Origin of the sequence: Clostridium chromiireducens (assembly GCF_002029255.1) — a bacterium.
GTDB classification, from domain to species: domain Bacteria; phylum Bacillota; class Clostridia; order Clostridiales; family Clostridiaceae; genus Clostridium; species Clostridium chromiireducens.
In genome coordinates, this window is record NZ_MZGT01000053.1 from 13667 (window position 1) to 35182 (window position 21516).

Genomic DNA, 21516 nt, shown 5'->3' on the forward strand with positions numbered 1-21516 from the left:
ATTAATAAAACTGTCTCTATAAAAGGGGGTATTTTAATGTTAAGCTTAATAAGTTGATTTCTTTTATTACTGAATTCAAAGATTGTCTACGAAATTTAAGCGTATTGAATAGATAGAAATTATAATTATAAGAAAGTGACTCTAATCATAAAAGAAAGATGCTTTTTATGAGATAAAGATACCTTTTTAATTTAATTGTAAAGAAGTTCTGTTATAAAGATACCATTTATAATAATAGGTCACTTATGTAAAGAATTACACGTATGATAGAATAACATTAAAGCTGCAGCAATAGTGAAATTATTAGTGTGTATAGCACTATATAAATTAGGAGGAAATTTATGAAAAACAGAAAAAAAATCATTAGTATATTATGTGCTATTTCAATAGCTACATCTGTATTTGTAGGTTGTGGAAATGCTTCAAAAGAAACTGCCAAAGATAGCAGTAAAGGAGATCAAGTAACTCTAAGATTTTCTTGGTGGGGAAGTGATGTACGTCATAAGGCAACTTTAGAAGCAATAGATTTGTATATGAAACAAAATCCAAATGTAAAGATAGAGGCAGAATATGGTGGGGTTGATGGATATCAAGATAAGTTATCAACTCAGTTAGGCGGTGGTACTGCACCAGATCTTATTCAATTGGACAACCCATGGATTTATGATTATGCCAAACAAGGAGAAATGTTTTACGATTTAAATGAGTTTAAAGACATAGTTGATATGAGCGGGTTTGATAAAAAATTCTTAGATGGTTATTGTACACTTAATGGAAAAATTCAAGGATTACCAATGGGATTAAATGCATTAACTGTAGTTTACAATAAGGATATTTTAAAGGCTGCAAATGCTGATATAACTAAAGATTTAGATTGGGACAAATTAATTGAAGAAGGAAAGAAAGTTCATGCACAAAATAGTAGCAATTATTTATTAAATGCAGAACAAAATAACTTTTTAGATTTTATTATTATGCCATATGTTATTCAAAAAACAGGTCAGCAATGGGTAAAAGATGATTATACAATGGGATTTGATAAAGCTACACTTACTCAAGCCTTTGAACTTGAAAGAAAGTTATTTGATGAAGGAATTGTACAACCAGCAGAGCAAAGTTTTACATTTAAATCTAAACCAGAGCAAAATACTGCATGGATAAATAAGCAATTTGGTAGTGCTATTAGTTGGGCAGCTGGTATAGGAGTACTTAGTGGTACTTTAGGAGATAGTGCGGATGTTACATTATATCCAGTACCTAAAGATGCGAAAAGTTCAGGGATAGTAGTAAGACCTGCGACTTTACTTTGTATTAATAAAAAATCTCCTAACGCAAAAGAAGCAGCAAAATTCATGAACTTTTTCTTCAACGATAAGGAAGCAGCTAAAGTATTAGGGGATGTTAGATCTATTCCTCCTGTAGAAGCTTCAAGAAAAGCTGCATTGGATGCGAATAAAGTAAATCCATTAGCAGTAAAAGCTGTTGAGGCAGCAACAAAAAATCCAGGGTTAATATACAATGGGGTATCTAGTAATTCAGAATTAAGAAATATTTTATTAACTGAAATTGAAAATGTTGCATATAAGAAGTTTACACCTGACCAAGCAGCAGATGACATGATTAAACTTTATGAAAGTAAGCTAAAAGAATTAAAGAGTGCTGCAAACTAGTTTAATTTAAATACATGGCAATGTTGTGATTAGAAGCTTCAGCATAGAGATTAACCTCATTTATTATTGGTTGTTTCTAATGAAAGATTAATATATTGTGCTGGAGCTCATCTATTCATAAATAATTAGCATTGTAAGAGATTAATATAAAGTAAAGGTAGGAGGTTTTTACGTGGAACAAAATACAGCAATAGAATTAAAAAGTGGTCTTCACCATAAAAGAAGTAAGACATTGAAAAAATACACGGGATTATTATACATATCCCCATGGCTATTAGGTTTTCTTGGTTTTCAGCTATATCCTTTAGTTTCATCATTTTATTATTCATTTACTAATTTAAGTTTAGGTGGAAACCCTAAATTTGTTGGTTTAGATAATTATATACGTATATTTACAGTGGATCCAGAGTTTTGGAAATCCTTAAGTGTAACAATTGTATATGTATTTACATCAGTTCCTGCAAAATTAGCGTTTGCATTACTGATTGCAATGATATTAAACTCAAAATTAAAATTTATAAATGCTTTTAGGACTATATATTATATTCCATCCATACTTGGAGGAAGTGTAGCAGTATCTGTATTATGGCGTTTCTTGTTCATGAAAGAAGGTACAATAAATCAGATTTTATCTATATTCTCAATACCACCTCTTGATTGGATTGGTAGTCCTAGTTTAGCGTTATTCACAATAGATATACTTACTGTTTGGCAGTTTGGTTCATCTATGGTGTTGTTTCTTGCGGGCTTAAAGCAGATACCTGCAGAACTATACGAAGCTGGAATAATGGATGGAGCATCAAAAATTAGAATGTTCTTTACAATTACTATACCAATGTTAACACCAATAGTATTTTTTAACGTTATTATGCAATTAGTTGGAGCTTTCCAAGAGTTCACATCCGCTTTTGTAATAACAGGTGGAGGTCCTATGCAATCAACTTATTTATATGGAATGAAGTTGTATTTAGAAGCTTTCAGATATTTTAAAATGGGATATGCATCTGCCTTATCTTGGATTCTATTTTTAATAATATTAGTTTTCACACTTATAATATTTAAATCTTCAAAGAAATGGGTTTATTACGATGATGGAGGAGAGTTTTAATGAATAAAAAGTCAAGAAGCACAATTCTAAGATATGTAATTTTAGTAGTAGTCGGAATAATCATGATTTATCCAGTTGTATGGCTTTTCTTTGCTTCATTTAAAAGTAATGATGAATTATTTGGTTCGGCATCATTACTTCCTAAAGCATTTACATGGGATTCATATATACAAGGATGGAAGGGAAGTGGACAATATGGATATAGTACATTTTTCCTTAATACAATAAAACTTGTTATACCAACTGTATTATTTACGGTAATTTCAAGTGCTGTGGTAGCTTACGGTTTTGCAAGATTTAAGTTTCCATTTAAAAAGATATTATTTGCTCTGATGATATCTACACTGATGCTACCAAATGCGGTTGTTATCATTCCTAAATATATGCTATTTAGGGATTTAGGCTGGATTGATAGTTATAATCCATTTATTGTACCTGCGATTTTTGCCGGATATCCATTTTTTATCTTTATGTTAGTTCAGTTTTTTAGAGGTGTTCCGAGAGAATTGGATGAAGCGGCAACAATTGATGGCTGTAATTCCTTTACAATTTTTTTAAGGATTATGCTGCCTCTAAGTAAACCAGCATTATTTTCAGCAGGAATATTTCAATTTATGTGGACATGGAATGATTTCTTCAATTCCTTAGTTTATATTAATAGTGTTAACAAGTTAACGTTGCCTTTAGCACTTAGGGTATCTCTTGATGCATCAGCTTCAGTTAACTGGAATCAGATAATGGCTATGGCACTAGTAAGTATATTACCTTGTATACTAATATTCTTCTTTGCTCAGAAACATTTTGTAGAAGGAATTGCTACAACAGGCATGAAGGGATAAGTTATTATGGAATTTATCATGACGGCAAGAAGTAAGGAACAAGAGAATACTGATTATCTAACATTGCATGAACAGGGATTAAATGCTTCTGTAGAGATATTAGGCGGAAATGGGAGTATAAAGAACCCATTTCATGCAAAAGTATTGATTAATAACGAAAATAATGCAAAGTGGTATGGAGTTATTCATGTTGAATTGCCATTCAATAAAGTAAATCCACGCTATTTCATGCCAGCATTTATGTATAGTAGAAATCGTGGTGAGTGTCCACAGAATGTTCCTAATGAGTTTCCAAGACTTAGAGAGGAGACGAAGCGCCCATCCTCACCTTGGTGGATGGTAAGAGGCGACAGGTTATCCCATCCAGTAGCCTTGGTATATGACAGTGATAAAATATACGGATTTAGTGCGAGCCCATATTTCATAAGTAAAAGTGGAATAAAACAGCAATGGAAACCTGAAGTTGAAGGTGAATTTTATCAATATGCAGGATATACATGTTCACTATCTAAAGGAACTGTAGGCTATACATTGGGTTATGAAAATGCACCATGGCTATTTATAAAATCACATGATGTTAGAGAAAGAGCACCACTAGGTGAGAATTGTTTTGAATTGGAGCCTGGGGAGACTGTTGAATTCACATTGGATTTATACGAATTTGACTCTAAAACAATGCTGGATGTTAATGCTGTGATTGAAGAAGTATATTATCATTATCATCAGAATCCAAGAAATGCCAGCGATATAAGAACGACAGTTGCTGATTTGGCCCGTGCTGTTTATCAAGATGCATGGCTTCCAGAAGAGTTAAGTTATTCTGGTCAGGTTTTTGAAGATAAGGATACTGGAGGATACAGATATAACAAAATTATATCGATTACTTGGACTAATGGATTATCAGTAGCAACACCTATGTTAATGGCAGCTTTGCGGCTTGAGGATGAGTGTATGCGTCAGCAGGCACTATCCTGCATAGAAAATATTATAAAAAACTCCCTAAACCCTGCTAATGGGCTTCCTTATGAGGCTTATAGTGATGGAAAATGGTCAGTTAATGGATGGTGGTTCGATGGTATGCATACACCAGGACATAGTTCATACTTAATAGGACAGTCACTATTTTATATTCTTAAGGCTTATGATTATGAAAAGAGACTTAAAAACTGCCTTCATGAGGATTGGACGGCATTTGTAAAAGAAGTTCTTATGAAAGTCGAAAAGACAAAAAATACTGATGAAGAATATCCTTTTATTTTATCAGAGAAAACTGGAGCAGGTATTGAATACGATTCGTTTAGCGGCACATGGTGTATGGCAGCCTTAGGATATTATTGCTATCTTACAGGAGACAAATCACATATAGAGAGCTTAAAGAAAAGTGAAAAGCATTATTATGAGGAATACATTAAGCGTATGGAATGTTATGGAGCACCGCTCGATACAGATAAGGCTACTGATTCTGAGGGGATTTTAGCATACATAAAAGCAGTTAAATTCCTACATACATTAACTGGGGAAAATCAATATTTAGAACACATGCGAGATGCAATATGTTATGAGTTTTCTTTTAAGTTCTGCTATAATTCTCCTGTCAAAATAGATCCACTTAGTAGAATTGGATGGTCCAGCTGTGGAGGAAGTGTGACATCCATTGCTAATCCTCATATTCATCCAATGTCAAGTAATCTTGTAGACGAATTGCTGTATTTTGTGGAGAATAGTGAAGATAAATATGTAAGAAATCGTATGATGGATGTAATAGGCTGGGGATGTCAGACCTATAACACATATGATAGAGAATATGATTATGGAAAAAAAGGTTGGATGTCTGAGAGATTTTGTCATTGTGAAGGGCTAGTATCAGAAAAATATAGTGACGGCTCACCTGCTAGTACGTGGTTTTGCCTAATGCCATGGGCAAGTGGATCCATTATAGATGGTCTTGCAGGATGTTATTGGGATAAATGTTTCGAATAGAAAGAGTTTATAATGCATATAAGTTCTAATTAATTAAATTACTAAACGATTGAATTATTTCGGTTAACAGGATATTTAATAAATTGAGATTTGAGAATAAATAAGAAGTAATAGAGATGTTTAATCTTGGATTTAACATACAAAAATAAACAAAGAAAAGGTGAGAAATATATGGAAATGACATTAAGATGGTTTGGAAAAGAAGCGGATTCAGTAACACTGGAACAAATTAGACAAATTCCTGGAGTTACAGGTGTTGTAACAACTTTATACGATACAATGCCAGGAGAGGTTTGGCCTCATGAGAGAATTAAAGCCATGAAAGCTGAAGTAGAGGCGGCTGGTCTTAGAGTAGCAGGTATAGAAAGTGTTAATATACATGATTCGATTAAAGTAGGCACACCAGATAGAGATAAATATATAGCTAATTATATTACTACTTTAGAGAGATTAGGGCAAGAAGGTATTGATGTTGTTTGTTATAACTTTATGCCAGTATTTGATTGGACTAGATCTGACCTTGCTAAAGTAAGACCTGACGGTTCAACAGTGTTATCTTATGACCAAGAACTTGTTGATAAAATTAATCCTGAGAATTTATTATCTTCAATGGATTCAAAATCTAATGGCTTTATGCTTCCAGGCTGGGAGCCTGAACGTATGGCTAGAATTAAAGAATTATTTGAAATGTATAAGGATGTAGATAATGAGAAATTATTTAGTAATTTAAAATATTTCTTAGAAGCAATCATGCCAACCTGTGAGAAGTACAATATAAAGATGGCAATACATCCAGATGATCCAGCATGGCCAGTATTTGGATTACCAAGAATCATGACATGTAAAGAGAATCTATTGAGACTAGTAACTATGGTAGATAGTCCATGTAATGGAGTTACGTTATGTACGGGATCTTTAGGCTCAAATATGAATAATGACATTCCAGATATTATAAGAGCATTAAAGGGAAAAATTCATTTTGCTCATGTTAGAAATATTAAACACTATGCTCCAGGAAAATTTGATGAAGCTGCACATCTATCCTCTGATGGATCTTTAGATATGTATGAAATTATGAAAGCCTTATATGAAATAGGGTTTAAAGGAATTGTAAGACCAGATCATGGACGTGCAATTTGGGGAGAAGTAGCTATGCCAGGATATGGACTTTATGATAGAGCACTTGGAGTGACATATTTAAATGGAATTTTAGAAAGTTTACAGAAGTCAATTCCATTAAAATAAATACTTGAGGATGTGGAGATAACCGAAAGGACAGCTATACTGTTATTTCGGTTATTAATATAATTAAGTATTTATAACTAGTAAGATAGGTGGGTGAAATAAATGTTGGAGTTAAACAGTAGCGGAATTAAAAATAAAGAAGATTGGGAGAAGAACGGATTTAATCTCCCTAAATTTGATAGAAGGACAGTTATAAATAATACAAAAGAAAATCCTACTTGGATTCATTTTGGAGCCGGGAATATTTTCAGATCATTTCCAGCAGCATTGCAGCAAAATCTTTTGAATGAAGGGAAAACAGACAAAGGAATCATTGTGGCTGAGGGATATGATTATGAAATCATAGAAAAAATAAACAAAAAGCATGATGACTTAAGTTTAATGGTAATTTTAAAGGCTGATGGAAACATTGAAAAAACAGTTATTGGAAGTATTGTCGAATCTCTTACTGTTAATAGTGATAATGTAAATGACTTCGAGAGATTAAAAGAAATTTTTAGAAATCCTTCCTTACAGATGGTGAGTTTTACTATAACAGAAAAGGGATACAGTCTTGTTGACAAAGATGAAAATTTTATTTCGGAAGTAGTTGAAGATTTTAATAACGGTCCAAGCAAGCCTAAGAGTTATATTGGTAAGATGACTGCTTTATGTTATGAAAGATATCTTAACGGAAAGAGTCCAATTGCGTTAGTAAGTATGGATAACTGCTCTCATAACGGTACAAAATTATACAATGCAGTTAGTACTTTTGCAGAAAAATGGACTGATAATGGAAAAGCAGAAGACGGTTTTTTAGATTATATTAATGATCCAAGCTGCGTATCATTTCCTTGGTCCATGATCGATAAAATTACACCAAGACCAGATGATGGTGTAAAAAATATGCTTATAGACAGTGGCTTTTTAGATGCAGAGCCTATAGTAACTTCTAAAAATACTTATGTAGCTTCCTTTACAAATGCAGAAGAAGCTGAATATTTAGTAATTGAAGATACTTTTCCAAATGGAAGGCCATGTCTTGAAGAGGCTGGAGTTAAGTTTACTGATAGAAATACAGTAGACAGAGTGGAAAAGATGAAGGTTTGTACGTGTTTAAATCCACTACATACTGCATTAGCTGTATTTGGATGTTTATTATCTTATACTAAGATTTATAAAGAAATGGAAGCACCAGAATTAAAAGCACTAGTAGAAAAGGTTGGATATTTAGAAGGACTTCCAGTAGTTGTTGACCCTAAAATTATAAGTCCAAAAGCTTTTTTAGATGAAGTTTTAACTAAGAGAATACCAAATCCTTTTATGCCGGATACACCGCAAAGAATTGCTACAGATACTTCACAAAAGATGCCTATACGTTTCGGAGAAACAATTAAGGCATATATAAATAATCCGAAACTAGAGGTAAGTGAATTGAAGTTTATTCCTTTAGTAATTGCAGGCTGGTGTAGATATTTACTAGGTGTTGATGACAATGGAAATAAATTTGAAATTAGCCCTGATCCAATGCTAGCGACTTTAAGAGAACATCTTGATGGAATTAGGCTTGGACAAAAGGGACCATTTCATGAGAAATTAAAACCGATTCTTTCAAATGAGAAGATTTTTGGAGTGAATTTATATGAAGTTGGTTTAGGAAAATTAGTAGAAACATATTTTGAGGAAATGGTAGAGGCCAAGGGTTCAGTAAGAGTAACTTTAAGAAATAAGTTGAAATATAACCAATGTAATTTATATTAAGAAAGAAGAGTTGATATTGTTATGATAAATAAGAAAAGTAAATTATATTTAGGATGGTTAAGTCACAGTAAGAGTGAAAATAGCAAATATAAAAAATATCTTGAAAATATTTTGGTTTTGTATAAAAGTGAAATTATAGATTCTGCTTTATCTGAAATTAGGAGAGCATTTGAACAAATCAGCAATAATAAATCTCAAGCAATTTATGAAAATGAAAAAGATGTTAAGGGTATTGAGTACATAAAATTAGAGAAAGTACAAGATGACGCCTTAATTAATGACGGATATAAGATAAAACATGAGATTATTAGTGAGAAAGAAAAATGTATAAGTGTTTTAGCTAATAGCGATATTGGTATTCTTTATGGAGTATTTGCATTATTACGTTTGTTTGAACAAAATAAGCAGCTTGAAGGCATACAAATTATAGATAATCCAAAGAAAGCTATAAGGATCATAAATCATTGGGATAACATGGATGGAACTATTGAGCGTGGCTTTGCAGGTGCTTCTGTACTATTTGAAAGCTGCCGAAACAAAGATATTATGAAAGATGTTATGGATGTAATAGGCGGCATAACAGCAACTAATAATGCACTAAGAAAAGCTTTTAATGACGATTATAAGGTAGCATCTGATTTAGATAGGATTAATGATTATGCAAGAATGCTTTCTTCTGTTGGAATTAATGGAGCTATTATAAATAATACTAATGTTCATGCAGCAGAAACTTACTTAATAGACAATAAAATTAATATTGTAAAAACTATTAGCGAAATATTTGATAGATGGGGTATTAAAACTTACCTAAGTATTAATTTTGCAGCGCCAATTACCCTTGGAGATCTACAAACTTCAGATCCATTAGATAATGATGTTATAGAATGGTGGAAGAGAAAAACAGAGTATGTATATAGTGTAATTCCAAATCTAGGTGGATTTATGGTAAAAGCAGATTCGGAAGGAAGACCAGGTCCCTTCACTTATGGACGTAATCATGCAGATGGAGCAAATATGCTTGCAAGTGCACTTTCACCATATGGAGGAAGATTAATATGGAGATGTTTTGTATATAACTGCAAACAAGATTGGCGAGATCACTCAATAGATAGAGCTAAGGCTGCATATGATTGCTTTACGCCATTAGATGGACAATTTTTAGATAATGTATACCTTCAAATTAAAAACGGTCCAATGGACTTCCAAGTTAGAGAACCAATATCACCACTATTTGGAGTAATGGACAAAACAAATAAATTAATGGAATTTCAAATAACTCAAGAATATACAGGTCAACAAAAACATGTATGCTTTTTAATTCCTTGGTGGAAAGAGATATTGAGCACTCCAACGTATGCAAATCATGGCAAGACAAATGAAAGCAGTGTAGCTAATAGAATTGATGGAATTGCAGCAATAGTTAATGTAGGAAACGATGAAAATTGGACAGGCCATTTTTTAGCTCAAGCTAATCTTTATGGATATGGACGTCTTGCTTGGAATAGCGATATTAGTAGTGAAGAGATTGTAGAAGAATGGATCAGCCTTACTTTTGGCCATAATCCAATAGTTGTGAAAAACGTGAAAGATATATTAATGAATTCTTGGGATGCTTATGAAAAGTATACATCACCACTTGGCATAGGCTGGATGGTAGCAGCAGGGCATCATTATGGACCAGATGTTGATGGATATGAATTTTCACCTTGGGGAACCTATCATAGAGCAGACTGCAGAGGGATTGGAATTGATCGTACTTTAGAAAGTGGGACAGGTTATGCAGGACAATATAATGAACCACTTAAGAGTCAATATAATGACTTAGAGGCGTGTTCGGATGAATTGCTATTATTTTTCCATCATGTGCCTTATACTCATGTATTGAAATCTGGAAAAACAGTAATTCAGCATATCTATGATACACATTTTGAAGGGTTCGAAGCAGTAGAAGTATTTGCTAATAAATGGAAGGGGTTGAAAGGCATTATTGATGAAAAAGTATATGAACACGTACTTGAACGACTTAATATACAATTAAATAGCGCTAGAGATTGGAGAGATCAAGTTAACACATATTTTTATAGAATGTCTGGAATAGAGGACGAGAAGAAAAGAAAAATATACTAAAATAGAATGAAAGGCACTAGTGCTAAAAATACAATTTTTATAGATAAACAAACTAAAACTTAGACTTATGAGATAACTTACCGAAATTATAAACATTTTTATTCCGAAAAACTATGAAAATATCGCTGAAGGTTCTAAGTTGCAGGTTGTATCCACTTTAGCATGCTCCAACTTTCAGTTTGACAAGCTAAAGCGGAACAACCTACAACTAAGTACCTTTAACAGCTCATTTTCAAATGTTTTCTCCACAAAAATGTTTATAATTTCTAGTGAAGATATCAACTTAAAGTTCTAGCAAATTTGTAAATATGTTTATCGCATAAGTCAAATGCTTGATTTGGATATCTATATAGGGTTCCTCGCTAAGAACTTAAAGTATGCTCAACCTAGAAATTGAATACATGTTTGTGAAATAGGCATTTGAAAATAGGCTGGTTAGGTTCTTAATGGCTGGTTGTTCCATGTACTGCTTGTCACAATGAAATTGGGAGCATGCAGAAATGGTGCAACCAGCCATTTAGAACCTTTCAGCTTATTTTCATAGCCCTATGGAATAAACATGTATTCAATTTCGGTGAGTATACACATAAGTTCGATTATCATTGCGGAACCCTATAATAAAGTTTCATCTTACTAATTATCTAATTTTGCACTTCGATCTGGCAGTTGAGAAACTATTATAGCTGCAAACATGAATATGCATCCAGTAACTTCCCTAAAGGACATTTTTTCACCAAGCATAACCGCTCCACTGATTACTGAAAATACAGATTCTAAGCTCAATATAATTGCAGCAGAGATTGGAGGTGTATACTTTTGGCCAATTATTTGAAGTGTATATGCTACTGCAACTTCAATAATAGCAGTATATAAAATTGGAATTGTACCATTTTTTAAATCATCCAGATGAGGAGTTTCGAAAAGAAACATAAATACACAAGATAAAATTCCAGTTGTTATAAACTGGACAAAGGAAAGTTTGATTCCATCCACATTTTTAGAGTATTTATCTATAGCAAGTATCTGCATAGCCCAGAAAAAAACACCTGCTAGTTCATATAAATCACCCTTCCCCAAGTAAAATCCGTCCACCATGCAAAGCAGATACATTCCAATTACTGCTAAAAACACACCAATAATTATATTAATTTGCACTTTTCTGCTTACAAAAATTATTATGGCAGCGACTAATACAATTTCTAGGGAGGTTATAAATCCTGCTTTTCCTGCGGTTGTATATTTAAGACCAATCTGTTGAAGTGAGGCAGCAGCAAATAGAGCAGTGCCACACAATATTCCACCAATAAAAAGCTGCTTATCCATGAATTCTAGGTGCACTTTTTGTGTATGCGGATCTTTCTTATTGTTTATATGAGTGAAAATAAACATAACTGGGATTAGCGCCAATGCTCCAATTAGGAAACGAAATGTTCCTAAGGTGTATGGTCCAATATAGTCCATACCCATTTTCTGAAATACAAAGCAGGTTCCCCATAACATAGCAGAAAGCAATAAAATTAATTCACCTCTCATTTTTTTCATAAAACTACCTCCCAAAATTCAATAAAAAAATGCATGAAGAAATTCCTCATGCATCGTTGCTTCTATATATCATAATTCGTTTAGGCAATTAAATCAATTACCAATGGTAGCCTTTTTTATAACCCTAAAGTACCATGAAATAGCATTTTTATAGCATGATAATCACCAATCTTAAGATACCTATATAGTGGAAATATGGTAGACTACATTATTCACTATGTGTTTGCGATATTTTATATACAATTATAAAATATTTCACACTATATTGGGTTGATAAATGTTCAAGGCACTCACCACAAAATTGTGGTGAGTGAAATAAGCTATATTTTGGTTATCTATAATAAAAAACAAGGTGTATTGTAAAAAAACAAATACCTAATAATAAGTATGTGTCACTAAATAATATAAATAATACAAATGCAGAATTTATTATGGTATATTAAGGCTAAAGATTGAAAAAAAATTTACTAAGTATTTTACTTATTTACTTAACTGAATTAAATATAAGGTACAATGGAGGGTGTTATATGTTTCATAAAAAGTTAAAAGGTTTTCCAAAGGAATTCCTATGGGGAGCTTCAACATCTGCTTATCAAGTTGAAGGAGCTAACTTAATTGATGGAAAGGGGCCATCTTGTCAAGATGTTAAAAAGGTACCGGAAGGAACATCGGAATTAGATGTTTGTGCAGATCAATATCATCGTTATAAAGAAGACGTTGCATTAATGGCTGAAATGGGCTTCAAGGTTTACCGTTTCTCTATTTCATGGTCTAGATTAATTCCAGAAGGAACAGGGGAAGTAAATCCAAAAGGAGTAGAATATTATAATAATTTAATAGATGAATGTTTAAAATACAACATTATTCCATTAGTTACAATGTTTCATTTTGATATGCCTGCAGCACTAGATAAACGTGGAGGCTGGTCTAAGAGAGAATCAATTGATTGGTTTGTAAACTTTGCAAAAGTTATGTATGAAAATTTCGGAGACAGAGTTAAGTATTGGTTAACTATCAATGAACAAAATGTATTAACCTTAATGGGTGATGTTATTGGGACTACAATGATACCTGAAGGATGTACAAATATAAGAAAAGAACTTTATCAACAAAATCACCACATGTTAGTTGCTCAAGCAAAAGCTATGGCATTATGTCATGAAATGATTCCAGATGCTAAAATTGGACCAGCACCTAATATATCAGTAGTTTATCCAGCAAGCTGTAAGCCAGAAGATAATCTAGCTGCACAAAATTTAAATGCAATACGTAACTGGTTATATTTAGATATGGCTGTATACGGAAAATATAATAATTTGGTTTGGTCATTTTTAGAAGAAAATGATGCTGTTCCAGAAATTCAAGAAGGGGATATGGAAATCCTTGCGTCTGGAAAACCAGATTTTATTGGATTTAATTATTACAACACAGCTACAGTAGAATCCTTTAATATGGAAAGCAGTGTAAATGGTAAGAAGGATCAGCAAAGCGCTATGGATGAACCTGGTGTATGTAAGGGGTTTAAAAATCCTAATTTAAAAACAACTGAATTTGGATGGGAAATTGATCCGGAAGGCTTTAGAGCTACTGCTAGGGAAATTTATTCAAGATACAGATTACCATTAATCGTAACTGAAAATGGCTTAGGAGCTTATGATAAATTAGAAGAAGATGGTTCAATTCATGATCCATATCGTATTGAGTATTTAAGAAAACATATAGAACAGCTTCGTTTAGCTATTACAGATGGAGTAGAAATGATGGGATATTGTCCATGGTCTGCTATTGATTTAATTTCAACTCATGAAGGTATCGTTAAACGTTATGGATTTATCTATGTAGATAGAGACGAATTCGATTTAAAGACTTTAGATCGTTATCGTAAAGATTCGTTCTATTGGTATAAAAAAGTTATTGCTAATAATGGTGAAGATTTAAGTAATTAGCATAGAATATTGCTTTGATTTGGTTATTTAAACTTAGGGATTGTTGCGTTTTGCAACAATCCTTTTACTGTTTCAATAGAAATAAAGTAATTGCATATTTAATGTATAACTTATATATTAGTTATAGTAAACAAAAGGTTATGTCTAAACCTTAAAAGGCAAGTGGAATGGAGTATACTATGAGTGAATTATTTAAAAAAATTACTAATAAACTAGAAGAGAAAGCAAAGAAATTTGGATTTAAAGGAACTGATAGCGTTCACGTATCTGTAGTACTTACAGAAGACGAACGGAAAGAATTTTCAAGCATGAAATGGAATGATCATTATAACTATGAAATTAAAAATAATGTGTTACATATGAATTATGTAGAAGAACTAACAGTTTATTGTGGGGGACTAGAAAAAAAATTCAATATAACAAAATTAGAAAAAAAATATGGAAAATTCATTTATGAAGACAAAAGAATATATCAAATTGAAGATGCATTTCCAGAGAGACAAATTGAGGGGACTATATATAGAGCATATGGAATTGATAAAGAAGGAATGTTATATTTTATAATATGGAAACAATATGCTAAAGATGCAGAACGTAAAATGTTTATAAATGAAGAGGGTAAAGTAATAGGTAATTGTTCAAATCGTGCAAATGCATGTAATTGGAACAATTATACAATCGAAAAAGTTATATTTTAATTAATTTACATATAGTACTAAAATTAGTAAACTATTTCCGATACTTATGGGTTGTAACACCAAAATGTTCTTTAAATTTCTTATAAAAAAATTGATTAATTAATAATTCAATGTGAAATTAGTGAGTAAAATAACACCTAAGAAATATAAATCTTTTAGGTGTTATTTTTTTATCTATAAAAGAAACTGTGACAAATTTTACGTTAATTTGGAGTAGCCATATATGTTACTATTTCATATTATGTATTATACAAAGTGAGGTGGATTCAGAAGTGTTTGGAATAGATTTGAAAGCAAGATTAAATAATAAAGCTTTTTGGGTTGCTATGGCTAGCGCAATAGCATTATTAGCTCAACAATTAGGACTAAAAATAATTCCTGACAATTATACAGAGATTGTTAATACTGTACTAACAATTTTAACAATGCTTGGAATAATTATTGACACAAGCACAACAGGAATAAGTGACCAAATAAAAATTGATTCAACTAATAATAATGAAAATAAAACAATAGAATAAAGATAATTTAATGGACATGTTGAAGAGTAACCTTATTGGTTACTCTTTTATAAGATAAAGAGTGAAAGGAAGAGTTTTATGGCATATATAAAGGGAATAGATATATCAAATAATAATGGAAGCATAGACTTTAGTAAAGTTGCATCAGATGGCGTTAAGTATGTATATGTAAAAGCTACAGAAGGAGCAACATTCCAAGATAGCACTATGGAAACTTTCTACAGTGGAAGTAAAGATAACGGTTTGAAAGTTGGTGCATATCATTTTTTGGTTGGGACAAGTACTCCGGAAGCACAAGCTCAGAATTTTTATAATAAGATAAAAGATTATCAATGGGATCTAGTTCCTATGATGGATATAGAGACTAATTTTAATGGGATTTCGGATTATGTAGTTAGATTTATTACTGAGTTTAATAAGTTAAGTTCATTGACATTAGGAGTTTATAGCTATACAAGTTTTATAAGTTATTTAACTGGTATAAAAGATACCATAAAGAATATGCCATTTTGGGAAGCTAATTATAATAATGATCCATGGAATCTTCCAGGCTCGTTTTTTACAAATAGAGTAGGACATCAGTACACTGAAACAGGGAATGTTAATGGTGTAAGTGAAGAATGTGATCTAAATTCATTTACTGAAGGAGTTTTATTAGATAATGCTAGTAAGGCAGGAGAATGGATTTTACAAGATGGGAAATGGTGGTATAGGCATAGCGACGGAAGCTATACAACTAATGGTTGGGAAAAAATAAATGGATCATGGTATTTATTTGATGCTAAAGGGTGGATGCTTTATGATTGGAAACAAAACGGCAGCAACTGGTATTATCTGGGACGTTCAAATGATGGTGCAATGAAGTCAGGATGGGTGTTGCAGGATAATAAATGGTATTACCTTGGTGATGCAAATGATGGATCTATGAAAACAGGATGGCAAAAGATTGATGGAAAATGGTATTATTTTAATTCAAATGGGGAAATGCAAACGGGATGGATTAAATATAATGGAAAAGATTATTGCTTATATTCAAATGGCGAAATGATTCATGATACTATAATGTACGGATATAAATTTGATAGCAATGGAGTTGCAACTAAATTAAGATAGATTTTTAGGGTATAGGAGTCATTAATCCTGTACCTTTATATTTTATGGTATAATTTATAAAATATAAATTGAAGAAGGGATGATGAAAATGAAGGTTAAATATATTGAACATAGTTGTTTTTCAATAGAGCTTGAAAATGTAATTTTATTATTTGATTATTATAAAGGCCAGCTTCCGGATTTTGATAAAGAGAAAACAATTTATGTATTTTCAAGCCATAATCACCATGATCATTTTGATATATCAATATTTAAATTGTTAGAAAAATACCCGAAGGTAAAATATATACTTTCGAAAGATATTAAGAAAAAATTTGGAAGGAAATTTTTTAATACCCATGGTGTTGATGATAGTATTTATGAAAAGATTGAGTTTATAGACAGTTATCAGACTCTTGAAACAGCGGATTTAAAGATAGAAACTTTAAATTCTACAGATGAAGGGGTTGCATTCATTGTCACAGTAAATGGTAAAACAATTTATCATGCGGGGGACCTTCATTTATGGGCTTGGAATCATAAGACAGCAGAGAATAATACAAAAAATACAGAGGAATATATAAATGAAATAGAGAGAATAAAGAACAGGCATTTTGATGTTGCATTTTTAGTTTTAGATCCGAGACAAGAGGATAAATTCCATCTGGGATTTGATTATTTCATGAGAAATACTGACACAGATAAGGCATATCCAATGCACTTTTGGAATGATGATTCTATAATTGATAGATTAAAATCTATGGATTGTTCAGAACCATATCGAGATAAAATAATGTTTACTAATTAAAACTTAGCAGGTACTAGATTATTTAAGCCTATATAATTATATAGACTTAAATAATCTAGTACCTGCTTAATCTTATTACATAACAATCTCATTTACTTAGTTGAAGAATAAAGGTAGGTAATTTAATCCACAGAATAGATTCGATTAAACTTCAGATGTTGAGTAAACCTCATCTGCACTAAATTTCATCTTATAAGAAGTTCCCCATGTATTCATTGAATCGAGTATAGGCTTTAAGCTATATCCAGTTTCAGTTAATGTATAGTCAACTCTTGGAGGGACTTCAGCATAGACTTTACGAGTGAGTAATCCGCACGCTTCCATATCCCTTAAGTTTTGAGTAAGAACCTTTTGAGTTATTGAACCAACAGATTTTTTAAGTTCACCAAATCGTTTTGTTCCTTCAAGCAAATCTCTCATTATTAATACTTTCCATCTATTTCCGATAAGCTGCAAAGTCATTTCAACGGGACATGCAGGCAATTCTTTAGTCATCAAACACACTTCCTTTCTAATAGTATCTATTTATATACTATAGCGTTTATAGACGTTTACTTTATGTTAGATATCATAAAATTTATTATAGGATTAAAGATAAAGAAATTCAATATAAATTTGAATATGATCATATTTCATAATATGGAACAATTATAAATAGAATTTTAATAAGTAAAAAGAGATAAAACTTCTAATCTTGTATAGGCAAAACTCCAATTTACTATTAATAGTATCATATAGGAAACTATAGCACTTTGAAGTGCTTACTTTCCAAAAATAACTTGGCAAATTATAATAAAACTATAGAAAGTGGCCACTTTGTTGAAGAAGGAACTAATAATATGAGTTTCAAAAGAAGTTATGAAAATTTTTTTAAAAGAGGAGAAAAGAAAATGAAAGAAGTAGTTCAATTTTTACAAGCTAACCCAGTTCAATATTTAGCAACTGTAGGCCGTGATGGTAAAGCAAAATGCCGTCCATTTATGTTTTGTTTAGAGCAAGAAGGAAAGTTATGGTTTTGTACAAACAATACTAAAGATGTTTTTAAGGATATGCAAGCAAATCCAGAAATAGAGGTGTGTGTTTCAAGTCCTGAATATTCTTGGATTAGATTAAATGGAAAAGCTGTATTTGAAAATAATATGGCAGTTAAAGAAGCGTGTATGCTAAATCCTATTGTAAAAGGAACATATAAAGAAGCATCAAATCCCATTATTGAAGTATTCTATTTAGGAGATGCAAAAGCAGTTATTGCAGAGTTTTCTGGCAACCCACCAAAGGAATATAATCTATAATAAAATAATGATTAAAGTATAAGTGAGATAAAAAATAATAGACCGATATTCGAGTCTATTATTTTTTATGTGTATTATTTTCCAGGTATATGGGTTCTTATTAATTCCGCTGGAGATAATATCTTATCTATAACTTCAACAGGAAGTATTTGTTCTTCTAATAAAATTTCTCTAATAGTTTTTCCAGTAGCTAAGGCTTTTTTTGATATTAAGCTGGCTTTATCATAACCTATATGGTGAACTAAAGAAGTTGCAGAAACTAAAGAATTTTCTATGTTTTCTAAACATCTATCCTTATTCATCTGTAATCCGTCTATACACTTCTCTTTAAAAATCATGACGCTTTTATCAAGAAGTTCTAAAGATTCTAGTAAACATTCTGCTATAAGTGGAGTAAATGCATTAAGTTCCAATTGTCCCATGGAGCTTGCCATAGTAATAGCGCTATCATTAGAAATTACTCTTAAGCTGACCTGTGCAACCATTTCAGGAATAACAGGGTTTACCTTTCCAGGCATAATTGTTGAACCAGCCTGCATATTAGGAAGCATTACTTCTCCTATCCCACCACGAGGACCAGAATTTAAAAGCCTTAAGTCGTTTGATATCTTAAGAAGATTTACGCTGCAAGATTTTAATAATCCTGATGTTTCAACAAATATATCACAGTTTTGTGTGATATCCATAGGATAGTCAGATCTTGCTATTCCAAGGCCAGTAAGGGTTTGGATAATATCTGTCATCATAAATACATATTTATTAGTAGCATTTAACCCTGTGCCTATTGCAGTGCCTCCTAGGTTAATTTGTCTTAATCTTTCTTCAACCTTATATATTCTCCATCTGTCTCGTTCTATTGCTTTTGAATATGCTCCAAAACCTTGCCCAGCTGTCATTGGTAGTGCATCCATTAATTGAGTTCTCCCAAGTTTAATAATATCTGAGAATTCATTTTCTTTCATTTGAAGAGCTTCCTGTAAACTTGACAAGGAATTACTTAACTTTCTAATTAACTTTATTGCCGCAATCCTAAGCGCAGAAGGATAAACATCATTAGTTGATTGTGACATATTAACATGGTTAAGAGGATGTACTAAATCATAATTTCCTTTATCACCGCCTAATAGCTCAATTGCTCTATTAGCAATAACTTCATTTACATTCATATTTGTTGAGGTACCAGCGCCGCCTTGGAATGCACTTATTTTAAATTCATTATCAAAGATTCCTTCTATAATTTCCTCGCTTGCCTTTATTATTGAATCAGCTTTTTCAGGAGAAAGTAATTTTAGTTTCTTATTTGTCATTGCAGCAGCTTTTTTAATAAGAGCAATCTCTTTTACCAGATTTAAATTTACAGTCTTACTGTTTAAATCAAAGTTTTCTAAGGCTCGTGCTGTATTTATTCCGCCATATGTAGAATTATCTATATTCTTTTCACCTAATAAATCTTGTTCTAATCTATAATTCAAAGTAACCACTCCTTTTCATAAATGAGGTTCTTAATACGCTTCTTAAATTTAAATTTAAGAATTATTTTGCAATATACATCTTAATATTTTATATTATAATAGAAGAAACTACTTAAAAGAATACTTAATGATTAAAATTAATTCAAAAGGAGTAATAATATGAGTTTAAATACAACGCCATCTGGAGAAAGAGTACATATTGCTCTGTTTGGAATGACAAACGCAGGAAAATCCAGTATTATAAATGCACTTACAAATCAAGAAATTTCTATTGTTTCAGATGTAAAGGGGACAACTACTGATCCAGTTTATAAAGCAATCGAAATTCTGCCTATAGGACCATGTATGATTATTGATACAGCAGGGCTTGATGATGAAAGTGAATTAGGAGAATCAAGAAAAAAGAAAACTCTTGAAGTATTATCAAAGACAGATGTTGCATTAGTAGTGGTAGACAGTACAATTGGAGTTACTGAAAATGATATAACCATAATAAATGAAATAAAAGAAAAGAAAATACCTACAGTTTGCATTTTTAATAAGGCAGATGAGAGGAGTCTTACAAAAGAAGAATTAGATACGATAGAAAAGGAAATGGGTACTACTGTTGTTTCTGTTTCGGCTTTAAATAAGAATGGTATAGATGAACTTAAGCAAAAAATCATAAATGTAATACCAGATAATGAGGATAAATTCAAATTAGTTGGAGATCTTATAAGCCCTGGAGATATAGTTGTTTTAGTAACACCTATAGATAAAGCAGCGCCTAAAGGAAGATTAATTCTTCCGCAGCAGCAAACTATAAGAGACATAATTGAAAGTGATGCCATAGCTATTGTAACAAAAGAACATGAATTAAGAGAGACACTTGAAAACTTAAAGAAAAAACCAAAGCTTGTTATAACTGATTCACAAGTATTTTTAAAGGCATCAGCAGATACACCTAAAGACATAATGCTTACATCATTTTCAATATTACAAGCAAGATATAAAGGTAATCTTATTGAGCTTGTAAAAGGTGCTAAAGCAGTAGAAAGTTTAGAAGATGGTGATTATGTATTGATTTCAGAAGGATGTACGCATCATAGACAATGTGATGATATTGGAACGGTAAAAATACCAAGATGGGTACGTCAAATGACTGGAAAGCAAATTAATTTTGAATACTCTTCTGGAAATTCATTTACTGATGACGTCAAAAAATTTAAGCTTATCATTCACTGTGGAGGATGTATGTTAAATAGAGCGGCTATGCTTTCAAGGATTGACAATGCAATTAAACATGAAATTCCAATTGTTAACTATGGGGTATTAATAGGATATGTTCAAGGAATTTTAGAAAGAGCTCTTGAACCATTCCCATTGGCAAAAGAAGTATATGACTGTGATTTTATCTAACATATTAAAAGTCTATGAATATTATTTATATGTAACTT

At 31.8% G+C, this 21516-nt stretch carries 17 protein-coding genes; 14 read left to right on the forward strand and 3 right to left on the reverse strand.

From position 1 onward, the window contains the following. Positions 1-341: 341 nt before the first annotated feature. The 7 genes from CLCHR_RS17420 (at position 342) to CLCHR_RS17450 (ending at position 10709) form a co-directional block, all read left to right on the forward strand. Positions 342-1670, forward strand: coding sequence for an ABC transporter substrate-binding protein (locus CLCHR_RS17420; RefSeq protein ID WP_079441157.1), 1329 nt, complete (start codon positions 342-344; stop codon positions 1668-1670). A 172-nt stretch (positions 1671-1842) separates the two neighbouring features. Next, entirely contained in the window at positions 1843-2778 is a 936-nt protein-coding gene (locus CLCHR_RS17425) for a carbohydrate ABC transporter permease (protein ID WP_079441159.1), read from the forward strand. Then, positions 2778-3617, forward strand: coding sequence for a carbohydrate ABC transporter permease (locus tag CLCHR_RS17430; protein WP_017209431.1), 840 nt, complete (start codon positions 2778-2780; stop codon positions 3615-3617). Before CLCHR_RS17425 ends, CLCHR_RS17430 begins: the two co-directional genes overlap by 1 nt. Positions 3618-3623: 6 nt before the next feature. After that, a complete protein-coding gene (locus CLCHR_RS17435) occupies positions 3624-5597 on the forward strand; it encodes a hypothetical protein (protein ID WP_079441161.1) in 1974 nt (657 codons plus the stop codon). A gap of 171 nt (positions 5598-5768) precedes the next feature. Further along, complete coding sequence (gene uxuA / locus CLCHR_RS17440) at positions 5769-6842, forward strand: mannonate dehydratase (RefSeq protein WP_079441163.1); 1074 nt, start codon at positions 5769-5771, stop codon at positions 6840-6842. Positions 6843-6944: 102 nt separating this feature from the next. Continuing rightward, the gene (locus CLCHR_RS17445) at positions 6945-8582 is read left to right on the forward strand and encodes a mannitol dehydrogenase family protein (protein WP_207652333.1); all 1638 of its coding nucleotides are present in this window, start codon (positions 6945-6947) and stop codon (positions 8580-8582) included. Positions 8583-8603: 21 nt separating this feature from the next. Continuing rightward, positions 8604-10709 (forward strand): alpha-glucuronidase family glycosyl hydrolase, encoded by a 2106-nt coding sequence (locus CLCHR_RS17450; RefSeq protein ID WP_079441165.1) that lies wholly within the window; start codon positions 8604-8606, stop codon positions 10707-10709. A gap of 633 nt (positions 10710-11342) precedes the next feature. Here the strand turns inward: CLCHR_RS17450 and CLCHR_RS17455 are convergent. Next, the gene (locus CLCHR_RS17455; protein ID WP_079441167.1) at positions 11343-12251 is read right to left on the reverse strand and encodes a DMT family transporter; all 909 of its coding nucleotides are present in this window, start codon (positions 12249-12251) and stop codon (positions 11343-11345) included. A gap of 527 nt (positions 12252-12778) precedes the next feature. Between CLCHR_RS17455 and CLCHR_RS17460 the strand changes: the two genes are divergently transcribed. The 5 genes from CLCHR_RS17460 (at position 12779) to CLCHR_RS17480 (ending at position 17316) form a co-directional block, all read left to right on the forward strand. Beyond that, on the forward strand, positions 12779-14197 hold the full coding sequence (locus CLCHR_RS17460; RefSeq protein WP_079441169.1) for a glycoside hydrolase family 1 protein: 1419 nt from the start codon (positions 12779-12781) through the stop codon (positions 14195-14197). A 179-nt stretch (positions 14198-14376) separates the two neighbouring features. Further along, positions 14377-14895, forward strand: coding sequence for a hypothetical protein (locus CLCHR_RS17465; protein WP_079441171.1), 519 nt, complete (start codon positions 14377-14379; stop codon positions 14893-14895). A gap of 272 nt (positions 14896-15167) precedes the next feature. Next, positions 15168-15416: a phage holin gene (locus CLCHR_RS17470; RefSeq protein WP_079441173.1), complete on the forward strand. Its 249-nt coding sequence runs from the start codon at positions 15168-15170 to the stop codon at positions 15414-15416. A gap of 78 nt (positions 15417-15494) precedes the next feature. Continuing rightward, entirely contained in the window at positions 15495-16529 is a 1035-nt protein-coding gene (locus tag CLCHR_RS17475; protein ID WP_079441185.1) for a GH25 family lysozyme, read from the forward strand. Between the two features lie 88 nt (positions 16530-16617). Then, on the forward strand, positions 16618-17316 hold the full coding sequence (locus tag CLCHR_RS17480; protein WP_079441187.1) for an MBL fold metallo-hydrolase: 699 nt from the start codon (positions 16618-16620) through the stop codon (positions 17314-17316). 144 nt (positions 17317-17460) lie between these two features. On the opposite strand, the gene CLCHR_RS17485 is transcribed toward CLCHR_RS17480, so the two are convergent. After that, entirely contained in the window at positions 17461-17811 is a 351-nt protein-coding gene (locus tag CLCHR_RS17485; RefSeq protein WP_079441189.1) for a winged helix-turn-helix transcriptional regulator, read from the reverse strand. A 395-nt stretch (positions 17812-18206) separates the two neighbouring features. On the opposite strand from CLCHR_RS17485, the gene CLCHR_RS17490 reads away from it, so the two are divergent. Next, on the forward strand, positions 18207-18608 hold the full coding sequence (locus CLCHR_RS17490; RefSeq protein ID WP_079441196.1) for a pyridoxamine 5'-phosphate oxidase family protein: 402 nt from the start codon (positions 18207-18209) through the stop codon (positions 18606-18608). A 74-nt stretch (positions 18609-18682) separates the two neighbouring features. Here CLCHR_RS17490 and CLCHR_RS17495 read toward each other — a convergent pair whose 3' ends face one another. Continuing rightward, positions 18683-20080: an aspartate ammonia-lyase gene (locus CLCHR_RS17495; RefSeq protein ID WP_079441191.1), complete on the reverse strand. Its 1398-nt coding sequence runs from the start codon at positions 20078-20080 to the stop codon at positions 18683-18685. Between the two features lie 159 nt (positions 20081-20239). On the opposite strand from CLCHR_RS17495, the gene hydF reads away from it, so the two are divergent. Continuing rightward, a complete protein-coding gene (hydF, locus tag CLCHR_RS17500; RefSeq protein ID WP_079441193.1) occupies positions 20240-21478 on the forward strand; it encodes a [FeFe] hydrogenase H-cluster maturation GTPase HydF in 1239 nt (412 codons plus the stop codon). Positions 21479-21516 lie beyond the last annotated feature (38 nt).

Bases quoted from the DNA above. Each gene is read 5' to 3' on its own strand.
- CLCHR_RS17445 (WP_207652333.1), top strand. From the start codon at position 6,945: ATGTTGGAGTTAAACAGTAGCGGAATTAAAAATAAAGAAGATTGGGAG.
- CLCHR_RS17450 (WP_079441165.1), top strand. From the start codon at position 8,604: ATGATAAATAAGAAAAGTAAATTATATTTAGGATGGTTAAGTCACAGT.
- CLCHR_RS17490 (WP_079441196.1), top strand. From the start codon at position 18,207: ATGAAAGAAGTAGTTCAATTTTTACAAGCTAACCCAGTTCAATATTTA.
- CLCHR_RS17420 (WP_079441157.1), top strand. From the start codon at position 342: ATGAAAAACAGAAAAAAAATCATTAGTATATTATGTGCTATTTCAATA.
- CLCHR_RS17485 (WP_079441189.1), bottom strand. From the start codon at position 17,811: ATGACTAAAGAATTGCCTGCATGTCCCGTTGAAATGACTTTGCAGCTT.
- CLCHR_RS17435 (WP_079441161.1), top strand. From the start codon at position 3,624: ATGGAATTTATCATGACGGCAAGAAGTAAGGAACAAGAGAATACTGAT.
- CLCHR_RS17465 (WP_079441171.1), top strand. From the start codon at position 14,377: ATGAGTGAATTATTTAAAAAAATTACTAATAAACTAGAAGAGAAAGCA.
- CLCHR_RS17430 (WP_017209431.1), top strand. From the start codon at position 2,778: ATGAATAAAAAGTCAAGAAGCACAATTCTAAGATATGTAATTTTAGTA.
- hydF (WP_079441193.1), top strand. From the start codon at position 20,240: ATGAGTTTAAATACAACGCCATCTGGAGAAAGAGTACATATTGCTCTG.
- uxuA (WP_079441163.1), top strand. From the start codon at position 5,769: ATGGAAATGACATTAAGATGGTTTGGAAAAGAAGCGGATTCAGTAACA.
- CLCHR_RS17475 (WP_079441185.1), top strand. From the start codon at position 15,495: ATGGCATATATAAAGGGAATAGATATATCAAATAATAATGGAAGCATA.
- CLCHR_RS17455 (WP_079441167.1), bottom strand. From the start codon at position 12,251: ATGAAAAAAATGAGAGGTGAATTAATTTTATTGCTTTCTGCTATGTTA.
- CLCHR_RS17480 (WP_079441187.1), top strand. From the start codon at position 16,618: ATGAAGGTTAAATATATTGAACATAGTTGTTTTTCAATAGAGCTTGAA.
- CLCHR_RS17460 (WP_079441169.1), top strand. From the start codon at position 12,779: ATGTTTCATAAAAAGTTAAAAGGTTTTCCAAAGGAATTCCTATGGGGA.